The organism is Pseudomonas sp. RA_15y_Pfl2_54 (genome assembly GCF_963971015.1).
Classification (GTDB): Bacteria; Pseudomonadota; Gammaproteobacteria; order Pseudomonadales; family Pseudomonadaceae; genus Aquipseudomonas; species Aquipseudomonas baetica_A.
In genome coordinates this window covers 1-19308 of sequence record NZ_CAXAPN010000039.1, presented here as the reverse complement: position 1 = coordinate 19308, position 19308 = coordinate 1, and the positions used below count along the sequence as shown (strand labels likewise).

The following is a 19308-nucleotide window of genomic DNA, read 5'->3' as shown; positions in this document are numbered from 1 at the left end:
ACCGTATGCCGTGGACCAGTTCCGAATCTCGTTACAGCACCGTCTCAGTCTTGCTGCACTGGCTGATGCTGGTGTTGTTGGTACTGGTATACGCCAGCATGGAATTTCGCGGCATCTTTCCCAAAGGCAGCGGCGGTCGCACGCTGATCAAAGAGGCCCACTACATGCTCGGCCTGACGGTGTTCGTGCTGGTGTGGTTTCGCCTGCTCGCCCGCAGCGTCGGCCCGGCACCGAAAATCTTCCCGGCCTCGCCGGCATGGCAAACCGTGCTGGCGCGGCTGATGCACTGGGCGTTGTACCTGTTCATGATCAGCATGCCGATTCTCGGTTGGTTGATCACCAGCGCCGAGGGGCATCAAGTGATGTTCTATGGTTTTGATCTGCCGATGCTGGTGAATGAGGACAAGGCACTCGCCAAGCAGGTGGAATATTGGCACGTACTCATCGCCACGATTGGCTACTGGTTGATCGGGCTGCATGCGCTGGCGGGGATCTATCACCACTACGTAGTGCGCGACAACACACTGGTGCGGATGATGCCCAAACGCGATTGAACCTCACGGCGCGGCCGCAAATCCGCGCTGCCCCTGCAAACCTCCGGTATGCACGAAAATCAGTCGCGTGCCGCTGGCGAACCTGCCCGCTTCGACCTGCTGCCTGAGCGCCAGCAACGCCTTGCCGGTGTACACGGGTTCCAACGGCACACCGCTGACCTGTTCGGTCTGTTCAATGAACCCCAGCAAGGGCGGATCAACCTTGGCAAAACCACCACGGCTGGCGTCCAGCAGTTCATAGTGCGCCATGCACAACCCGGCCTCGCGAATGATCGCTTCGACGTGTGGTGCCACGCCGTGGTCGCCGGGCACGGCCAATGCGCCGTATACCGGACGTTCGCCCGCCTCTGCCAGCACCAGTCCCGCCAACGTCGTTCCTGTACCGCAAGCCAACCACCAGCCGTGGAAATCACTCCAGCCCAAATGGCTCAGTTGTGCATTGGCCTGCGCTTTGAGCGCGACGCAACCGAGGGCGCCGCTTAATCCACCGCCACCCTCCGGCACCGCATGCAGCGTGGGATATTGCGCCTGCCACGGCAGCCAGAATCCCGGTTCGTGCCGCGCCCGATAACCGCCGTAACCCAGCCAGTGCAAGTGCATGCCGAACGCTTGCAGATCTTTCACAGTGGGCGTTTCCCGGGCATGGCCACGCAACAGCCCGACCGTTTTGAAGCCCAGACGCTTGCCCGCCGCCGCCAACGCGTGCAGATGATTGGAATGTGCCCCACCGAGGCTGATGATGCCTTGCGCACCAGCACGGTCAGCAGCGTTCAGGTGTTCGACGAGTTTGAACCACTTGTTGCCGCTGATCAGCGGATCGATCTGATCGAGACGCAGGATCGCCACTTCAACGTTGGCGGCACTGAGCCAGTCCAGTTGGAGGCGTTCGAGGGGGGCTTGAGCAAGCCATTCGTTGGAAGGCAAAAGCATTAATGGCGGTTCCAGAACAAGAACCGCCATCTTAGCAGCCAGAGACACTTCCCCCAGTGGGGGCGGGGAATTTGCCCTGCTTAGAGTTCGGCGGCGAGGCGCGACCCCTGATTGATCGCGCGTTTGGCATCCAGTTCCGCCGCCACATCAGCGCCACCGATCAGGTGCACATTCTGGCCTGCTGCCACCAAGCCATCGTGCAACTCACGCAGCGGGTCCTGTCCCGCGCAGATGACAATGTTGTCCACTGCCAGCACTTGCGGCTCGCCGGTTTCGCCGATGCGGATGTGCAGACCTTCGTCATCGATGCTCAGGTAGTCGACGCTGTTGAGCATCTGCACCTGCTTGTTCTTCAAACCGGTGCGGTGAATCCAGCCAGTGGTCTTGCCCAGACCATCGCCCACCTTGGTTTTCTTGCGTTGCAGCAGGAACACTTCGCGGGCCGGCGCGTGCGGAGCCGCCTTGATGCCGGCCACCCCACCTCGGGCTTCAAGGTGCGTGTCGATGCCCCATTCTTTCCAGAACGCGGCTCGATCGAGGCTGGTGGCCACGCCTTCATGCACAAGGAATTCCGAGACGTCGAACCCGATCCCGCCCGCGCCGATCACCGCCACACGCTTGCCGACCGGTTTGCGCTCAAGGATCACATCCAGATAACTCAGCACCTTGGCGTTATCCACCCCCGGAATCGCCGGCACGCGCGGCGCAATACCGGTGGCGAGGATGATTTCGTCGTAACCGCCGTCCACCAGTTTTGCCACATCGACGCGGGTGTTCAGGCACACCTCGACATGGGTGGTCTGCAACTTGCGTTTGAAGTAACGCAAGGTCTCGAAAAACTCTTCCTTGCCCGGCACGCGTTTGGCGATGTTGAACTGGCCACCGATCTCGCTGGCCGAATCGAACAGGGTCACCTGATGGCCGCGCTCAGCCGCCACGGTGGCGGCGGACAACCCGGCAGGCCCGGCGCCGACCACGGCGATTTTCTTGATCTGCTGCACCGGCAGGTAATTAAGTTCGGTTTCGTGGCAGGCACGCGGGTTGACCAGACAACTGGTGAGCTTGCCGCCAAACGTATGATCCAGACAGGCCTGGTTGCAACCGATGCAGGTGTTGATCTCATCGGCGCGACCTTCGGCCGCTTTGTTGACGAAGTCCGGATCGGCGAGGAATGGACGCGCCATCGAGACCATGTCGGCATCGCCTTCGGCGAGAATCTGCTCGGCGATTTCCGGGGTGTTGATGCGGTTGGTGGTGATCAGCGGAATGCTTACCGCCCCACGCAGCTTGGCCGTGACCTTGCTGAATGCGGCACGCGGCACTTTAGTGGCAATGGTCGGGATCCGCGCTTCGTGCCAACCGATGCCGGTGTTGATGATGGTCGCACCCGCCTGCTCGATGGCTTTGGCCAGGGTCACGATTTCATCCCAGGTACTGCCGCCCTCGACCAGGTCGAGCATCGACAGACGGAAGATGATGATGAAGTTCGGGCCGACCGCCTCACGCACGCGGCGAACGATTTCCACCGGCAGGCGCATACGGTTTTCGTAGCTGCCACCCCAGCGGTCGGTGCGGTGGTTGGTGTGTGCGGCGAGGAACTGGTTAATGAAATAACCTTCCGATCCCATGATCTCAACGCCGTCATACTCAGCCGACTGCGCCAGTACCGAACAGGTGACGAAATCGCTGATCTGCTTCTCGATACCTTCCTCGTCCAGTTCTTTGGGCTTGAACGGGTTGATCGGTGCCTGAATCGCACTCGGTGCCACCTGTTTCGGGCTGTAGGCATAACGACCGGCGTGAAGGATCTGCATGCAGATCTTGCCGCCCGCCTCGTGCACTGCGCGGGTCACGATGCGGTGCTTGAGCGCTTCTTCTTCGGTGGTCAGCTTGGCTGCGCCGGAGTAAACGCCGCCCTCGTCGTTCGGGCCGATACCGCCGGTGACCATCAGGCCGACGCCACCACGGGCACGTTCCGCGAAATACGCTGCCATGCGCTCGAAACCACCCGGTTTCTCTTCAAGGCCCGTGTGCATCGAACCCATCAGGGTGCGATTGCGCAGCGTGGTGAATCCCAGGTCCAGCGGGGCCAACAGGTGCGGGTAATGAGCGGCGGTCATCGGTAACTCCACAACGAGCAATCACGGAAAAGTTGCGGGAGTTCTTTGTCCCCCGTCAGTCATACTCGACAGACTAAGAGTCGCATCGCTGTCACTCAATGACCGTAACTGACAACTTATTGATCCAAATGCACAGCGCCCCTTGGCAAGTACGCCCATGGGCCCTACCCTAGTCGCCACACCCTGTACCCGGCTGCTGTTGGTTTTCATGCGCAAACTTTTGTACCTGTTTTTTTCCATGGCCATCGTGGCCGTTCTCACCACCTATGCCATGTGGGCGGCAGACCGGCCTGCGGGGCATTACCTGTCGGACTTGCGCATCAAACTGGCGGTCGATCAGGGCACGCCTGCCGACCGTGGCAATTTGCTGGGTATCCAGCCAGAGCTGTTTCCTACCGACTATCAGAACCCCGAGCGTCTGCACCGCAAGCTCGCGGCTTATTTGCAGCAAGCGCAGGATCAGGGCTTGTTGAATGACAAGACCGTGGTGGTGCTGCCCGAACATGTCGGCACCTGGCTGATGATCAGCGGCGAGAAAGACGAGTTGTATCAGGCACCGACTCTTGCAGAAGCGATGAACTGGCTGGCAGCGAGCAATCCGCTGCTGTTCGCCCGGGCCTGGCTCAGCGCCAAGGGTAGCGACCGTCTCGACGACGCTCACCTGCGCATGAAATCACGCGCCATGGCCAAGGATTACCAGACGCTGTTCGGGGGGCTGGCCAAAGAGTTTCATGTGACCCTGGTGGCTGGTTCCATCGTGCTGCCTGAGCCAACCATCCGCGACGGCCAACTCAAACCCGGCAGCGGCGCGCTCTACAACAGCAGCGTGGTCTTTGGCCGCGACGGTGTGCCCCTCGGCCAGCCGCAACGCCAGATGCATCCGGTCTTTGACCAGCATGACGTCATCCAGGCCAGTGAACGGACGATCAACGTCGTCGACACCCCGGCCGGACGTCTCGGCGTGCTGATCGGCCGCGACAGTTGGTATCCGGACAACTACCGCCAACTCGATGAACAAAGCGCGCAACTGGTGGCGGTGCCGGCGCAGGTGCTCGGACAGGGTGCCTGGGATCAGCCGTGGCGCGGCTATAAGGGTTCGAGTACACCGAGTTCAGTCAGCCTCAAACCCGGTGACGTCAGCGAAGGCCAAGCCTGGCATCGCCTGACCCTGACCACGCAGCCGCCCGGCAGCCGGGCGATTGCCGGGATGAGCGTATTCCTGCGCGGGCAATTCTGGGACAAAGCGAGTTCGGGTCAGAGCTTCCTCAGCAGCAACGGTCAGCAGTTTGCCGCAGGCGATGCCCGCGGTGCATGTCTGCTCAATATCTGGTTGTAAGCCATGAAGCCGCTGCCGATGCGCCTCGGGGATCTGTCGGTAGGCTTTGTCCATAGCCTCGCCGACGCCGTGCGCAGTCATGGCGCCGACCCACTGCCGATATTGGAGCAGTACGGTCTGGATGCAGCGCGATTGGCCGAGGCCGGCGCACGGCTTTCGATCCCGCGTTATATGCGTTTGGGTTACAGCGCGATTCAATTGACGCAAGATCCGGCGCTGGGCTTGCGCATGGGCCAGCTCAGTCGCCTGAGCCAGGCAGGACTGGCCGGTGTCACCGCGTCGCAGGCCCCCACGGTGCGCGAAGCAGCTCGATGTCTGATCCGTTTTGAACCGTTGTACGGCTCCAATTACCGCGGCCAGTCGAGTTTCCACGAAGACGCCAACGGCGCGTGGCTGCGTTTCTATTCGATCAGTCCGTACAACGCCTATAACCGCTTTGTGGTGGATTCAATCATCGCCGGCTGGTTGCATCAGCTATCCAGTGTCGGCGGCGAAGTGCTCAAGACCGAGCGCATCGAAATCGAATTCGACACGCCGGATTACCACGACGCCTACCGCGTGCTGGGCGATTGCCCAATCCAGTTCGGCGCCGAGCGCAATCAATTGCGCCTGAACCTGAGCAGCCTCGCCCTGCGCAACCCTCAGCACTGCCCGAGCACCTGGCGGCACCTGCTGCAACTGTGTGAACGAGAACTGGAACAACTGACCCGCACTCGCAGCCTGCGCGAACGCATCACGCAATTGCTCGGGCCTTTGCTCAGTGGAGGCCGGGAACCGGACCTGGAAGAAGTGGCGGCACGCCTGAAGCTGCCTACCTGGACATTGCGGCGCAAACTGGCCGAAGAAGGCACGCAGTTTCGCGCGATCCTCAATGACACTCGCCGTGATCTGGCGATGACCTACATCCGCGACACCGAACTGGCGTTCGGCGAAATCGCCTACCTGCTGGGCTTTGCCTCAGCCGAAGCATTTCAGCGAGCGTTCAAACGCTTGAGCGGACAAACCCCGGGCGAATTTCGCCGCAGTCATCGCAAAACAGCTTGAAACCTTACAGCTCGGTGGCGTCTTCGGCCGGCTCGGGCTGATCCAGTTCATAGGCCTGGAACTCGAGCAGTTCTTCTTGATAGTCATCCATTGTGTCATCCCCCTACTGCTCTATTCGATGGTGTCCCGAGCATAGCGCGCCCGTGTGAAGGAAAAATGAAACAGCGCCTTCATGAATAAAACGTAGCAGGTGGTCAGGAATTTATCGCAGTTTTTTTGACAGCCCATAAATCAAAAGCGGGCCGGCTCGCGAAGAGGTTGTGTCAGTCGATGCAAATGTCGACTGACACACCGCATTCGCGAGCGCCCCCGCTCCCACAGAGATTCGGTAGGCGAATTATTGGCCGGAGGCTGGCATCGCCGGAATTGGCTCGGACGGCGGCGGGATGTCCGTCGGGTTGGCGGGTGGCGTGATGGTTTGCGTGGCTGGCGCCGCCGGTTCAGCACTCGGCGCGGGGGCAATCGGGGTTGACTCGGCGGGTGGTACAACCGGCTCTGAACTCAGCGGTGTGGTTTCAAGTGGCGCCGGCGCGGCAGCCGCTGGGGCGGGTGTTGGTGCTGGAACGGGCTCAGCGGCAGGCGCAGGAGCAAGTTCTGCGGCAGGAACTGCTTTAGGCTCAGGCATGCCCAGATCCGTCTTTGGCTTTTCTTCGATATGCGCGGCTTTCTTCGTTTCTGCCGGCAGGAACTGTTCTACCAGGGTAAAGAAACGCTCGTAGAACTTTTGAGCGGTCACCGTCTCGCTGGCAACCTTGACCATCGAATCGTCCGAAGAGCCGATCGGCATGGACACCGAGCCCAGCACACCAACACCCAGACTGGCGGAGTTGTTGGTCTTCTTCAGTGCGTAGCGATCTTGCAGGGCGTTGGCGAACACCGTCGCATGATGCTTGCCACTGCCATCTTCGGCGCAGACCACGTTGAAACTGATCTCCAGGTGAGTTTCACCGGTCTGCTGGAAGCTCTTGTGGCCGCTGACCAGTTTCGGGTCACTGCTGGTAATGATGTAGCCCTGACTGAGCAACGCACGGCGAGCCGCTTCGCAACTGCCGATGTCGCTTACCGGATAGTTACGCGAAAACGTGCCGGAATCGTCGAAGCTCTCATGCTCATAAATCGGCTTGTCCTTCGAACAGCCAGCAACAGCGGTCAACAACAGCGCCAATCCGACAACACGCAGGGGGGTGGAAATCAACATTGAACATCCTGAGGGAAAACAGTCCGGGGCGTATTGTGCAACAGATCGCAGCCCGACGGCGTATGGATTAGTGTCTTAAAACAGTTACAACGCTATCGACCTTCAGCTGCGGGAAAAAGTCGCAGCGATAAATCATCGATAAACATCCGCGACCTCGCGGTGGCGGTGAGGAAAACTGCATGGAGAAGGTCAATAAATGAGCCTCTGAAACGGCTATGTCGCCTGAACTGCCAACAAAAGCGCACCCACAAAAAACCCCGGCTGTCAGGCCGGGGCTCTTGTCTTGCCGCTCAGTCAGACATCAATAACGCTTGATCTCTGCCTGGGCTTCCAACTGCTTGCGATACGCCGCGAAGTCCTGCTGACCTTCACGAGACGCGAGGAAGCGACGGTATTGAGCCTTCTCTTCATCAGTCGGTGCAGCCGCTTCGTTGACGCCGTTCAGCCGAACGATCATCAGGCTACCGTCCGGCAGGGTCACGCTGCTGTACGTAGGCTTGTCCTTGGCAACCGGCTTCGGCATGCGGAACAACGCTTGCAGCACAGCAGGATCAATACCTTCCTGAGCACGGGTGGCCGCTTCGGTGGTTTTCCAGCTCTGTCCATCAACCGCCTTGCCATCGCGCAGATCAGCAATCAGCTTCTCGGCCTTGGTTTTGGCAGCTGCACTGGCGTGCTCTTTGGTCAGTTGTGTGCGAATGGCCGCGCTCACGCTTTCCAAAGGCAGTTGCGCAGGCTTGAGGTGCTCCTTGGCGCGCAGCACGACCACGGTTTCAGGATCCAGCTCGATGGCAGTGCTGTTGGCGCCTTCATCGATCACTTCAGTGCTGAACGCGGCGGTGACCACGGCACGGTTGGCCGTAATACCTTCACCACCCTCACGGCCAAACGGCTTGGAGGTGTGCACAGTCAGCTTCAGATCCGCCGCCGGCTGAGCCAGGTCAGATGCCTCGAACGCGGTGTCTTCCAGTTGCTTGGTCGCCTCGACAAAACGCTGCTCGACTTGCGCCTCTTTCAACTGGCGGGTCAGCTTGTCCTTCAGGCTTGCAAAGGTCGGCACTTGAGGTGCTTCCACGCCCAGCAACTTGATCAGGTGGAAACCGAAGTCGGTGCGAACCGGCCCGGAAACCTGATCCTTGGACAAGGCGTACAGGGCCTTCTCGAAAGCCGGATCGTAAACGCCGGGACCGGCATAACCCAGGTCACCGCCATTGTTGGCCGAACCCGGATCCTGCGAGAACTCTTTGGCCAGCGCTTCGAACTTCTCGCCCTTGGCCAGACGCGCCTGGATGTCTTCGATCTTCGCCTTGGCCTGCGCTTCGGTGGTCTTGTCGTTCACTTCGATCAGAATGTGCGCCGCACGACGTTGTTCCGACAGGTTGGCGATGTCTTTTTGATACGCCGCTTGCAGGTCTTCGTCCTTGACGGCGACCTGATCGAAGAAGGAAGACTTCTTCAACTCAAGGTAATCGATGACCACCTGATCCGGGGTCATGAATTCCTTGGCGTGTTCGTCGTAGTAAGCCTTGACCTCATCGTCGGTCAGCTTGATCGCAGCCGGATCGGTCTTGACGTTCAGGGTGGCGAAATCGCGAGTCTGTTTCTCCAGACGGGCGAATGCCAGCACTTCAGCGTCGGTGACGAAACCGCTGCCAGCGACACCGGCCCGCAGTTGGCCGATCAGCATTTCCTGAGCCAGCATCTGGCGGAACTGCATACGGCTGTAACCCAGCGAACGGATCACCTGGTCGAAACGATCAGAGCTGAACTTGCCGTCCACCTGAAATTCAGGCGTTTGCAGGATCACTTGGTCCAGAGCAGCTTCGGAGAAAGCGAATTTCGATTGTTCGGCACCTTGCAGCAGCAGCTTGCGATCAATCAGGCCCTTGAGAGCCGACTCGCGCAGCATTTTTTCGTCGAGCAAGGAAGCATCGAAATCCTTGCCCAACTGTTGCATCAGCTGACGGCGTTGCATGTCAACGGCCTGGCTCAGCTCGTTCTGGCTGATTTCCTCACCATTGACCTTGGCCGCCTCGTTAGAGTGCGTCGTGGCCTTGAAAATGGCGTCGAAACCGGTCAGAGCCATCAGTGCAACGATGACTCCGATAATGGTCTTGGCAATCCAGCCTTGTGAATTGTCCCTGATATTCTGCAGCATGCGTCCCCCAGAAACGGTTGAACTTCAAAATTAGGCAACCGTGGAGCGTGGGTAGAATCCGGATAGAAGAAAGGCGCATCCGAGGATGCGCCTTCTCGTAACTGGCGGAGCGGACAGGGCTCGAACCCTCGATCCCGGCGTTACAGGCATCTGTTTCAGCGACCTGCTCTACCGCTCCGCTGCCAGGTCAGGCATGACCCCGACCCGGATAGGTAAAAACCTGAAAACTTAGTTAACAGCTTCTTTCAGTGCTTTACCGGCTTTGAAACCTGGTTTTTTGGCCGCTGCGATCTGCAGCGTCTTGCCGGTCTGTGGGTTACGACCAACGCGAGCCGGACGATCAGTCACGGAGAACGTACCGAAACCAACCAGAACAACGGAGTCGCCAGCCTTGAGAGCGCCAGTGACGGATTCGATTACTGCGTCCAGCGCACGGCCAGCAGCAGCTTTCGGGATATCAGCGGATGCAGCGATAGCATCAATCAGTTCCGACTTGTTCACTCTAAGTCCCCTTATATCTATTTTGAGATGATTCTAAGTTTTTTGGTGAAAGCAAAAACGTGTGCTGAATGGCCTACAGACACTTAAGAGCCGCTTTATAACAAGGGCTCTAAAAAGCTGTCAAGGAAGCCACCCAGGCAAAAACGTATTAATGCGTGCTAATTCTTTCCTTAGAGTCAGACTCACGTTTTTCGTCCTTGGCAACTATCTCCGGAGCCACATCCGGCAAGGGCTCCGGCGCGTATTGCAGCGCAATTTGCAGGACCTCGTCAATCCATTTAACCGGTTTAATCTGCAGATCCTGCTTGATATTGTCAGGAATCTCCTTCAGATCGCGCACATTCTCTTCCGGAATAATCACAATCTTGATTCCGCCACGGTGCGCCGCCAGCAGTTTTTCCTTCAGACCACCAATGGCCAGCACTTGACCACGCAAAGTGATTTCACCGGTCATGGCGACATCAGCGCGCACCGGAATGCCGGTCAAGGCCGAAACCAATGCCGTGCACATGCCTACACCCGCGCTCGGTCCATCTTTCGGGGTCGCCCCTTCCGGCATGTGGATGTGTGTGTCTCGCTTTTCGTGGAAGTCCAGAGGAATGCCCAGACTCTTCGCACGGCTGCGCACCACGGTCAGGGCAGCAGTGATCGATTCGACCATTACATCGCCCAGCGAACCAGTCTTGATCAACTGGCCTTTACCTGGCACAACTGCGGCTTCGATGGTTAGCAATTCGCCCCCCACCTGAGTCCAGGCAAGGCCGGTAACCTGACCGATCTGATCCTGCTGCTCGGCCAGACCGTAGCGGAACTTGCGCACACCGAGGAAATGTTCCAGCAAGTCTGCTGTCACTTTCACCGAGAAGCGTTTTTCCATCGCGTGCTCTTTAACGGCCTTGCGGCAGACCTTGGCGATCTGACGTTCAAGGCCACGCACACCGGCTTCACGTGTGTAGTAACGGATGATGTCGCGGATCGCCTCTTCGTCAAATTCCAGCTCGCCTTTCTTCAGACCATTGGCAGCGATCTGCTTTGGCGACAGGTATTTGACCGCAATGTTGATCTTCTCGTCCTCGGTGTAGCCCGGCAGACGGATGACCTCCATCCGGTCCAGCAGCGCCGGCGGGATGTTCATCGAGTTGGAGGTGCACAGGAACATCACATCCGAGAGATCGTAATCGACTTCCAGATAGTGGTCGTTGAAGTTGTGGTTCTGCTCGGGGTCGAGCACTTCCAGCAACGCCGACGCTGGATCGCCACGCATGTCGCTGCCCATTTTGTCGATTTCATCGAGCAGGAAAAGCGGGTTACGGACGCCCACCTTTGTCATCTTTTGAATCAATCTTCCGGGCATCGAACCGATGTAAGTCCGGCGGTGACCTCGAATTTCCGCTTCATCACGCACGCCACCCAAGGCCATGCGGACGAATTTACGGTTTGTGGCGTGGGCAATCGACTCCGCCAGCGAAGTTTTACCCACGCCTGGAGGACCGACCAGGCACAACACCGGGCCACGGATTTTCTTCACGCGTTTTTGTACGGCGAGGTACTCAAGGATGCGCTCCTTGACCTCTTCGAGACCGTAGTGATCCGCATCGAGAATGTCTTCTGCGCGAGCCAGGTCCAGGCGCACTTTACTCTGGGCCTTCCACGGCACCTGCACCAACCAGTCGATGTACGAGCGCACCACAGTGGCCTCTGCGGACATCGGCGACATTTGCTTGAGCTTGTTCAACTCGGCAGTGGCTTTGGCCAATGCGTCTTTCGGCAGACCGGCAGCGTCGATGCGCTTTTTCAGGTCTTCGATTTCGTTGTGACCTTCGTCGCTATCGCCGAGCTCCTTCTGAATGGCCTTCATCTGCTCATTCAGGTAGTACTCACGCTGACTGCGCTCCATCTGCTTTTTAACGCGACCGCGAATGCGTTTTTCGACTTGCAGCAGGTCAATCTCGGCGTCCAGCAACGCCAGGACGTGCTCGACCCGGGCCGACAAATCGATGATTTCCAGGATTTCCTGCTTCTGCTCGATTTTCAGCGCCATGTGGGCGGCCATGGTATCGACCAGACGGCCCGGTTCTTCGATGCTGTTGAGCGACGACAGGACTTCTGCGGGGACTTTTTTGCCCAACTGCACATATTGTTCGAACTGAGACAGCAGTGTACGCACGAACACTTCGGACTCGCGCTCGGCAGCGTCGAGTTCTTCAATCAAGGAGACTTCGGCACGACAGTGGCCGTCGACTTCGCTGAAGCGCTCAACGGTACCGCGCTGCTCACCCTCGACCAGAACCTTGACGGTGCCGTCAGGCAGCTTGAGCAGTTGTAGAACGGTGGCAATGGTACCTACGCGATAGAGAGCGTCTTCACCGGGATCATCATCAGCCGGGTTTCTCTGGGCCAGCAGCAAAATCTGCTTGTCGCCCGTCATCGCTGCCTCGAGGGCTTCGATGGATTTCTCACGCCCCACGAACAGCGGGATAACCATGTGCGGATACACGACGACATCACGCAATGGCAGGAGAGGCAATTCGATGGTTGTCTTCATGATTTCGCCTCTACGGCGGCCATATGGCCGTAATCAGATGGAATTAAGCTTGAAACCAAGATGGGGGCTGCCTTGAAAAAAAACAAGCGCAAAGCGGATGTAAAAAACGACATAAAAAAAAGAGGCCCGAAGGCCCCTTCTTTGTTCCGGCAGCGTAGACGCTTAAGCGTCCGGTGCTGCCTTGGCAGCTGGCTCACTGTTCTCGTAGATATACAGTGGCTTGGACTTGCCTTCGATCACACTCTCATCGATGACGACTTTGCTCACCTCGGACTGCGAGGGGATTTCGTACATCGTATCGAGCAGCACACCTTCGAGAATCGAACGCAGGCCACGGGCACCGGTTTTACGTTCCAGGGCACGTTTGGCGACCGATTTCAGCGCGTCGGAGCGGAACTCCAGATCCACGCCTTCCATCTCGAACAGCTTCGCATACTGCTTGGTCAGAGCGTTTTTCGGCTCGGTGAGGATCTGCATCAGCGCAGCCTCGTCCAGCTCGTCCAGTGTCGCAAGGACTGGCAGACGACCGACGAATTCCGGGATCAGACCGAACTTGACCAGATCGTCAGGCTCGACTTCTCGCAGGGACTCACCGACTTTCTTGCCTTCTTCCTTGCTGCGAACTTCTGCGTTGAAACCGATGCCGCCTTTGGTGGAACGGTTCTGGATGACCTTCTCGAGGCCCGAGAACGCACCACCGCAGATGAACAGAATGTTACGGGTGTCGACCTGCAGGAATTCCTGCTGCGGATGCTTGCGGCCACCTTGCGGCGGTACGGAAGCGACCGTGCCTTCGATCAACTTGAGCAAGGCCTGCTGCACGCCTTCACCGGAAACGTCCCGGGTGATCGACGGGTTGTCGGACTTGCGGGATATCTTGTCGATTTCGTCGATGTAGACAATACCCATCTGGGCCTTCTCTACGTCGTAATCACACTTCTGCAGCAGCTTCTGAATGATGTTCTCGACATCTTCACCGACATAACCAGCCTCGGTGAGGGTGGTTGCGTCAGCGATGGTGAACGGAACGTTCAGCAAGCGGGCCAGTGTTTCGGCCAGCAGGGTTTTACCAGAGCCTGTCGGGCCGATCAGCAGGATGTTGCTCTTGCCGAGTTCGACGTCGTCAGCCTTTTTGTCACGCTGGTTCAGACGCTTGTAGTGGTTGTACACCGCTACGGCCAGAACCTTCTTCGCACGCTCTTGACCAATGACGTATTGATCAAGGATGCCGCTGATTTCTTTAGGCGAAGGCAATTTATGCGCGCTGCTTTCGGCCTGGGCTTCCTGCACCTCCTCGCGGATGATGTCATTGCACAGGTCGACGCACTCGTCGCAGATAAAGACCGAGGGGCCGGCAATCAATTTGCGTACTTCATGCTGGCTTTTGCCACAGAAGGAGCAATAGAGCAGCTTGCCGTTGTCCTCGCCGTTGCGGGTGTCAGTCATTCGTTCGATCCAAATCCGATAGGCTTGCAACACAAGATGAAGGCTATTGCGGGCTTTTTCAAGCCCGCCGCTGATCAGACGCGCCGACCAAGCCTATTTTGAGCTGCTTATTTTAAGCTGGGCGCTGGTTGATCACTTCATCGATCAAGCCGTATTCCTTCGCAGCTTCTGCACTCATGAAGTTATCGCGATTGGTATCGCGCTCGATTTCTTCAAGGGTACGACCGCTGTGCTTGGCCATCAGCGTGTTCAGGCGCTCGCGAATAAAGAGGATTTCCTTGGCATGGATTTCGATATCCGATGCCTGACCCTGGAAACCACCCAGTGGCTGGTGAATCATCACGCGCGAGTTCGGCAGGCAGAAACGCTTGCCTGGAGCACCGGCGGTCAACAAGAACGCGCCCATGCTGCACGCCTGACCGATGCAAGTGGTCGATACGTTGGGTTTGATGAACTGCATGGTGTCGTAAATCGACATGCCCGCTGTCACCGAACCGCCCGGGGAGTTGATATAGAGATGGATGTCCTTGTCCGGGTTTTCCGCTTCAAGGAACAGCAGTTGCGCACAGATCAGATTGGCCATGTAGTCCTCTACCGGACCAACCAGAAAGATCACTCGCTCCTTGAGCAGGCGCGAGTAGATGTCATAGGCGCGTTCGCCACGAGCAGATTGCTCGACAACCATCGGGACCAGGCCGCCTGCGGCCTGGATATCAGAGTTCTGCTGAATATACGAATTACGGAACATGCTCTGCAGTCACTCCCAAATAGTTATGTCTTGAATACGCATAAGCCAGCTCGAGAGCTGGCTTATGGTGTGCACTTCTTAACGCAAAAACAATCAGTCGGCTGTTGGAGCTTCTACCGGCTTGACCGCTTCTTCGTAAGAGACCGATTTGTCGGTCACGCTAGCTTTCTGCAGAACAGTATCCACAACTTGTTCTTCCAGCACAACCGAACGAACCTCGTTCAGTTGTTGGTCGTTCTTGTAGTACCACGACACGACCTGCTCAGGCTCCTGGTACGCCGAAGCCATTTCCTGAATCATTTCACGAACACGGGCATCGTCAGGCTTGAGGTCGAACTGCTTGACCACTTCAGCCACGATCAGACCCAGCACTACGCGGCGCTTGGCTTGCTCTTCGAACAGCTCGGCCGGCAGTTGGTCAGGCTTGATGTTGCCACCGAACTGCTGAACAGCCTGCACGCGCAGACGGTCAACTTCGTTGGACAGCAGAGCCTTAGGCACTTCGATCGGGTTGGTGGCCAGCAGGCCGTCCATTACCTGATTTTTCACCTTGGATTTGATCGCCTGACGCAGTTCACGCTCCATGTTCTTGCGAACTTCGGTGCGGAAGCCGTCGATGCCGCTTTCCTTGATACCGAATTGAGCGAAGAACTCTTCGTTCAACTCAGGCAGCTTTGGCTCGGAAACAGTGTTGACCGTCACGGTGAACTCAGCGGTTTTACCCGCCAGATCCAGGTTCTGATAGTCCTCAGGGAAGGTCAGGTTCAGAACGCGCTCTTCGCCCGCCTTAGCGCCCACCAGGCCTTCTTCGAAGCCCGGGATCATGCGGCCGGAACCCAGAACCAGCTGAGTACCTTTGGCGGAGCCACCTGCAAACACTTCGCCATCGACCTTGCCAACGAAATCGATGTTCAGTTGGTCTTCGTTCTGGGCAGCACGATCAGCCACTTCAAAACGGGTGTTCTGCTTGCGCAGGATGTCGAGCATTTTGTCCAGGTCAGCGTCAGCCACGTCAGCGCTCAGGCGCTCAACGGTGATGCCTTCGAAACCGGCAACGGTGAACTCAGGGAACACTTCGAATACAGCAACGTATTCCAGATCCTTGCCCGCTTCGAGCGATTTAGGCTCGATCGAAGGCGAACCAGCCGGGTTCAGCTTCTGCTCAACCACAGCTTCATAGAAGGAGGACTGGATGACATCACCAACAGCTTCCTGGCGAGCGTCAGCACCGAAACGGCGCTTGATTTCGCTCATTGGCACTTTGCCTGGACGGAAGCCAGCAATCTTGGCCTTTTGGGCAGTCTGCTGCAGACGCTTGTTGACCTGGCTCTCAATGCGCTCAGCCGGCACGGTGACGCTCATGCGGCGCTCAAGAGCAGTAGTATTTTCAACAGAAACTTGCATGGATATTCCTCGTTGCACAGACGTTAGCCGGCCGTTTCCGACCCCAGAATCAAGGGCATGCATTCTAGTGGGTCAAACTCAAGAAGTCACCCTACTGAAAACGGGTAAAAAAACAGCAGGCAATTTATAGGGACCGTTGCACGAATGCGTGGCGCCCCACAGGCGAATACAACCAATCACGCCAGGGCTCTGCGCCGATCTCTTCTATATATAGAAGAGACCGCCAATCACGCCCTGACGGCCGACCCTGCAAGCAAGCCCGGCGAGCAGCACAGAATCATCGAGCAACATAAACACGACGAAACGCCCCACTCCTGCGAATCGAAGCCGGCAATCGCCAAGTCTTCAAATCGCTAAAACAAAAAAGGCGCCAGACTGTTAAATCTGGCGCCTTTCGAAATATGGGGTGGACGATGGGGATCGAACCCACGACAACGGGAGTCACAATCCCGTGCTCTACCAACTGAGCTACGCCCACCATATTGCGTAACAAAAAAGCCAAACAACTTCTTTGTTGAACCTCACCTGCCCGAAGACATGAATGAAGCTTTAATTGGTGCGGATGAAGAGACTCGAACTCTTACGCCTCGCGGCGCTGGAACCTAAATCCAGTGTGTCTACCAATTCCACCACATCCGCGGATCAAGCTTTAAAGCAAAGGCGCCAGACTGTTACATCTGGCGCCTTTCGAAATATGGGGTGGACGATGGGGATCGAACCCACGACAACGGGAGTCACAATCCCGTGCTCTACCAACTGAGCTACGCCCACCATATCGCGTTACTTGTGCCAAAGCTGCCTAATGGCGCACCCGGCAGGACTCGAACCTGCGACCATCCGCTTAGAAGGCGGATGCTCTATCCAGCTGAGCTACGGGCGCCTTATTAATCTGTACTCTTAAAGGACTACAAACTAAGTGCTTTCCAGTATCACAGAACCTTGATTCCGCTTCACCTTCTTAACCAGTGCTAGGCTGTGCCCGACAAGTGCGACGAATAGTATAGAGCGCCCGAAAGGTCGTCAAATCCTTTTTAAAAAAAATTCATTTAATTAAAGGAGTTAGAGGAATTTGCTGACCAAGCGCCTTTGCCCTCACCGCTCGACATGCGAGAATGCGTTCTCATTTTTTCCCCTCTCGATGGTTAATCACGCGCAATGACTGCACAACTAATCGACGGCAAATCGATCGCCGCCAGCCTGCGCCAGCAGATCGCCCAACGAGTTGCCGAGCGTCGCCAGCAAGGCCTGCGCACTCCCGGCCTCGCGGTGATCCTGGTCGGCAGCGATCCTGCCTCTCAGGTTTATGTCTCGCACAAGCGTAAAGACTGTGAAGAGGTCGGCTTCCTCTCTCAAGCCTACGACCTGCCCTCTGAAACCACGCAAGAAGCGTTGACCGATCTGATTGATCGCCTCAACGACGACCCGGCAATCGACGGCATTCTGTTGCAACTGCCGCTGCCCGAGCATCTGGATGCCTCCAAACTGCTGGAGCGCATTCGCCCGGACAAAGACGTCGATGGCTTCCATCCTTATAACGTCGGGCGTCTGGCCCAACGCATCCCTCTGCTGCGTCCGTGCACCCCTAAAGGCATCATCACTTTGCTGGAAAGCACAGGCGTTGATCTTTACGGACTGGACGCAGTTGTGGTCGGCGCCTCAAACATCGTCGGTCGTCCGATGGCGATGGAGCTGTTACTGGCTGGCTGCACCGTGACCGTGACCCATCGCTTCACCAAGGATCTGGCCGAGCACGTCGGTCGTGCCGATCTGGTCGTTGTGGCTGCCGGCAAGCCGGGCCTGGTCAAAGGCGAGTGGATCAAGGAAGGCGCGATCGTGATCGATGTCGGGATCAACCGTCAGGACGACGGCAAACTGGTCGGTGACGTTGTCTACGAAACCGCCCTGCCCCGCGCCGGCTGGATCACGCCGGTACCGGGCGGCGTCGGCCCGATGACCCGTGCCTGCCTGCTGGAAAACACCCTATACGCAGCGGAAACCCTGCACGCCTGAGTGGTTTTTTTCACGCGCTGGCAATACCCCCGAGAACCCCGCCGCGTGCGGGGTTTTTCGTGCCTGAGAAAAAGCTGTAACCGTTCGCCGGAAAACCCTATTTCTACAGGCCTTTTCACAAGATTTTCAGGCCACTCAAACAACCATCGACAGTTATTCAGCCATACTCCTAAAATGCGACGCTTTTAAGAAATAACCCGTTACAAACTAACGGAATATCCAACCTTTATGAGTTCGCCCGCGTGAAAATTCGTCTTTCGATTCTGAGCCTGTTTTTTGCTTTTACAGGCACATTCATCACGCCATCGATCAATGCCGCGCAAACCATCGCTGCCCCCCGTGACGCTTCGCAATTGAAAATCGCCTCCGGTAGCGCCCTGCTCATGGATATGCAGACCAAAAAAGTCATTTATTCCAGCAACCCTGACGTGATTGTGCCGATCGCTTCCGTCAGCAAGCTGATGACTGGCCTGGTGGTGGTTGAAGCCCGACAGAACATGGACGAATGGATCAATGTCGATATCAGCAATACGCCGGAAATGAAGGGCGTGTTCTCCCGAGTCAAACTCAAGAGTGAACTGCCGCGCCGCGAGATGCTGTTGATTGCTCTGATGTCTTCGGAAAACCGTGCGGCCGCCAGCCTCGCGCATCACTACCCGGGCGGTTACGCAGCCTTTATCGCGGCGATGAACGCCAAGGCCAAGGCGCTGGGCATGACCAACACGCACTTCGTCGAGCCGACCGGCTTGTCTGAGCGCAACGTGTCGACTGCCCGTGACTTGAGCAAGTTGCTGGTAGCCGCCAGCAAGTACCCGGTCCTCAGCGAACTCACCACCACCAAGGAAAAGACCGTCTCTTTCCGTAAACCCAATTACACACTGGGCTTTCGCAATACCGATCACTTGGTCAATAAGGCCGACTGGGACATCAAGATCACCAAAACCGGCTTCACCAATCCTGCCGGTCATTGCCTGGTACTGGTAACGAAAATGGGCAACCGCCCGGTCGCGCTGGTGATTCTCGACGCGTTTGGTAAATACACCCATTTTGCCGATGCCAGCCGCATCCGCAGTTGGGTGGAAACCGGCAGGAGCGCCAGCGTTCCAGCAGCGGCTCAACAGTACAAAGCCGACAAAAACCTCAAGGCGCGCCAGAGCGGCGTGGTCGAAGCCTCCAAGTAATTCGCGCTGTCTAGTCCTGAAATAGGTTTACACCTATCTCACCCTAACGCCCGATGCACTGCATCGGGCGTTTTGTATTTTAAGGACAGGTGCGGGCGCTCTTGGTTGTAGATCAAGACCGCTTCCCGCACCA

Annotated in this window: 14 protein-coding genes and 4 tRNA genes; 5 read left to right on the top strand and 13 right to left on the bottom strand. The window is 57.4% G+C overall.

From position 1 onward, the window contains the following. Nucleotides 1-5 precede the first annotated feature (5 nt). Entirely contained in the window at nucleotides 6-554 is a 549-nt protein-coding gene (locus AACY50_RS24505; protein ID WP_339431971.1) for a cytochrome b, read from the top strand. 3 nt (nucleotides 555-557) lie between these two features. Here AACY50_RS24505 and AACY50_RS24500 read toward each other — a convergent pair whose 3' ends face one another. Together AACY50_RS24500 and AACY50_RS24495 are read right to left on the bottom strand one after the other, a co-directional pair. Continuing rightward, entirely contained in the window at nucleotides 558-1484 is a 927-nt protein-coding gene (locus tag AACY50_RS24500) for a 1-aminocyclopropane-1-carboxylate deaminase/D-cysteine desulfhydrase (protein WP_339431970.1), read from the bottom strand. A gap of 80 nt (nucleotides 1485-1564) precedes the next feature. Continuing rightward, complete coding sequence (locus AACY50_RS24495) at nucleotides 1565-3604, bottom strand: NADPH-dependent 2,4-dienoyl-CoA reductase (protein ID WP_339493758.1); 2040 nt, start codon at nucleotides 3602-3604, stop codon at nucleotides 1565-1567. A 208-nt stretch (nucleotides 3605-3812) separates the two neighbouring features. On the opposite strand from AACY50_RS24495, the gene AACY50_RS24490 reads away from it, so the two are divergent. Next, a complete protein-coding gene (locus tag AACY50_RS24490; RefSeq protein ID WP_339431968.1) occupies nucleotides 3813-4940 on the top strand; it encodes a carbon-nitrogen hydrolase family protein in 1128 nt (375 codons plus the stop codon). A gap of 3 nt (nucleotides 4941-4943) precedes the next feature. Next, nucleotides 4944-5984 (top strand): AraC family transcriptional regulator, encoded by a 1041-nt coding sequence (locus tag AACY50_RS24485; protein WP_339466324.1) that lies wholly within the window; start codon nucleotides 4944-4946, stop codon nucleotides 5982-5984. A gap of 337 nt (nucleotides 5985-6321) precedes the next feature. On the opposite strand, the gene AACY50_RS24480 is transcribed toward AACY50_RS24485, so the two are convergent. The 11 genes from AACY50_RS24480 to AACY50_RS24430 form a co-directional block, all read right to left on the bottom strand. Further along, nucleotides 6322-7182 (bottom strand): DUF2242 domain-containing protein, encoded by an 861-nt coding sequence (locus AACY50_RS24480; RefSeq protein WP_339466325.1) that lies wholly within the window; start codon nucleotides 7180-7182, stop codon nucleotides 6322-6324. A 301-nt stretch (nucleotides 7183-7483) separates the two neighbouring features. Beyond that, nucleotides 7484-9340 (bottom strand): SurA N-terminal domain-containing protein, encoded by a 1857-nt coding sequence (locus AACY50_RS24475; protein WP_339431965.1) that lies wholly within the window; start codon nucleotides 9338-9340, stop codon nucleotides 7484-7486. Nucleotides 9341-9568: 228 nt separating this feature from the next. Continuing rightward, complete coding sequence (locus tag AACY50_RS24470; protein WP_008077714.1) at nucleotides 9569-9841, bottom strand: HU family DNA-binding protein; 273 nt, start codon at nucleotides 9839-9841, stop codon at nucleotides 9569-9571. Between the two features lie 148 nt (nucleotides 9842-9989). Continuing rightward, nucleotides 9990-12386, bottom strand: coding sequence for an endopeptidase La (gene lon, locus AACY50_RS24465; protein ID WP_339431964.1), 2397 nt, complete (start codon nucleotides 12384-12386; stop codon nucleotides 9990-9992). 162 nt (nucleotides 12387-12548) lie between these two features. After that, the gene (gene clpX / locus AACY50_RS24460) at nucleotides 12549-13832 is read right to left on the bottom strand and encodes an ATP-dependent Clp protease ATP-binding subunit ClpX (protein ID WP_007951558.1); all 1284 of its coding nucleotides are present in this window, start codon (nucleotides 13830-13832) and stop codon (nucleotides 12549-12551) included. A 112-nt stretch (nucleotides 13833-13944) separates the two neighbouring features. Beyond that, nucleotides 13945-14580: an ATP-dependent Clp endopeptidase proteolytic subunit ClpP gene (gene clpP, locus AACY50_RS24455; RefSeq protein WP_007951559.1), complete on the bottom strand. Its 636-nt coding sequence runs from the start codon at nucleotides 14578-14580 to the stop codon at nucleotides 13945-13947. A 93-nt stretch (nucleotides 14581-14673) separates the two neighbouring features. Then, nucleotides 14674-15984 (bottom strand): trigger factor, encoded by a 1311-nt coding sequence (tig, locus tag AACY50_RS24450; protein ID WP_221730452.1) that lies wholly within the window; start codon nucleotides 15982-15984, stop codon nucleotides 14674-14676. 402 nt (nucleotides 15985-16386) lie between these two features. After that, nucleotides 16387-16462 (bottom strand) — tRNA-His (locus AACY50_RS24445). 76 nt (nucleotides 16463-16538) lie between these two features. Next, nucleotides 16539-16623 (bottom strand) — tRNA-Leu (locus AACY50_RS24440). A gap of 56 nt (nucleotides 16624-16679) precedes the next feature. Next, nucleotides 16680-16755 (bottom strand) — tRNA-His (locus AACY50_RS24435). Nucleotides 16756-16787: 32 nt separating this feature from the next. Further along, nucleotides 16788-16864 (bottom strand) — tRNA-Arg (locus tag AACY50_RS24430). Between the two features lie 275 nt (nucleotides 16865-17139). Between AACY50_RS24430 and folD the strand changes: the two genes are divergently transcribed. Continuing rightward, nucleotides 17140-17994: a bifunctional methylenetetrahydrofolate dehydrogenase/methenyltetrahydrofolate cyclohydrolase FolD gene (gene folD, locus AACY50_RS24425; RefSeq protein ID WP_339431963.1), complete on the top strand. Its 855-nt coding sequence runs from the start codon at nucleotides 17140-17142 to the stop codon at nucleotides 17992-17994. A gap of 242 nt (nucleotides 17995-18236) precedes the next feature. Beyond that, nucleotides 18237-19175, top strand: coding sequence for a D-alanyl-D-alanine endopeptidase (pbpG, locus tag AACY50_RS24420; RefSeq protein WP_339431962.1), 939 nt, complete (start codon nucleotides 18237-18239; stop codon nucleotides 19173-19175). Nucleotides 19176-19308: the final 133 nt, after the last annotated feature.

Excerpts from the sequence above, each read along its gene's own strand:
- tig (WP_221730452.1), bottom strand. The coding sequence starts at position 15,984 with ATGCAAGTTTCTGTTGAAAATACTACTGCTCTTGAGCGCCGCATGAGC.
- AACY50_RS24495 (WP_339493758.1), bottom strand. The coding sequence starts at position 3,604 with ATGACCGCCGCTCATTACCCGCACCTGTTGGCCCCGCTGGACCTGGGA.
- AACY50_RS24490 (WP_339431968.1), top strand. The coding sequence starts at position 3,813 with ATGCGCAAACTTTTGTACCTGTTTTTTTCCATGGCCATCGTGGCCGTT.
- AACY50_RS24485 (WP_339466324.1), top strand. The coding sequence starts at position 4,944 with ATGAAGCCGCTGCCGATGCGCCTCGGGGATCTGTCGGTAGGCTTTGTC.
- AACY50_RS24505 (WP_339431971.1), top strand. The coding sequence starts at position 6 with ATGCCGTGGACCAGTTCCGAATCTCGTTACAGCACCGTCTCAGTCTTG.
- AACY50_RS24475 (WP_339431965.1), bottom strand. The coding sequence starts at position 9,340 with ATGCTGCAGAATATCAGGGACAATTCACAAGGCTGGATTGCCAAGACC.
- clpP (WP_007951559.1), bottom strand. The coding sequence starts at position 14,580 with ATGTTCCGTAATTCGTATATTCAGCAGAACTCTGATATCCAGGCCGCA.
- clpX (WP_007951558.1), bottom strand. The coding sequence starts at position 13,832 with ATGACTGACACCCGCAACGGCGAGGACAACGGCAAGCTGCTCTATTGC.
- AACY50_RS24500 (WP_339431970.1), bottom strand. The coding sequence starts at position 1,484 with ATGCTTTTGCCTTCCAACGAATGGCTTGCTCAAGCCCCCCTCGAACGC.
- lon (WP_339431964.1), bottom strand. The coding sequence starts at position 12,386 with ATGAAGACAACCATCGAATTGCCTCTCCTGCCATTGCGTGATGTCGTC.
- folD (WP_339431963.1), top strand. The coding sequence starts at position 17,140 with ATGACTGCACAACTAATCGACGGCAAATCGATCGCCGCCAGCCTGCGC.
- AACY50_RS24480 (WP_339466325.1), bottom strand. The coding sequence starts at position 7,182 with ATGTTGATTTCCACCCCCCTGCGTGTTGTCGGATTGGCGCTGTTGTTG.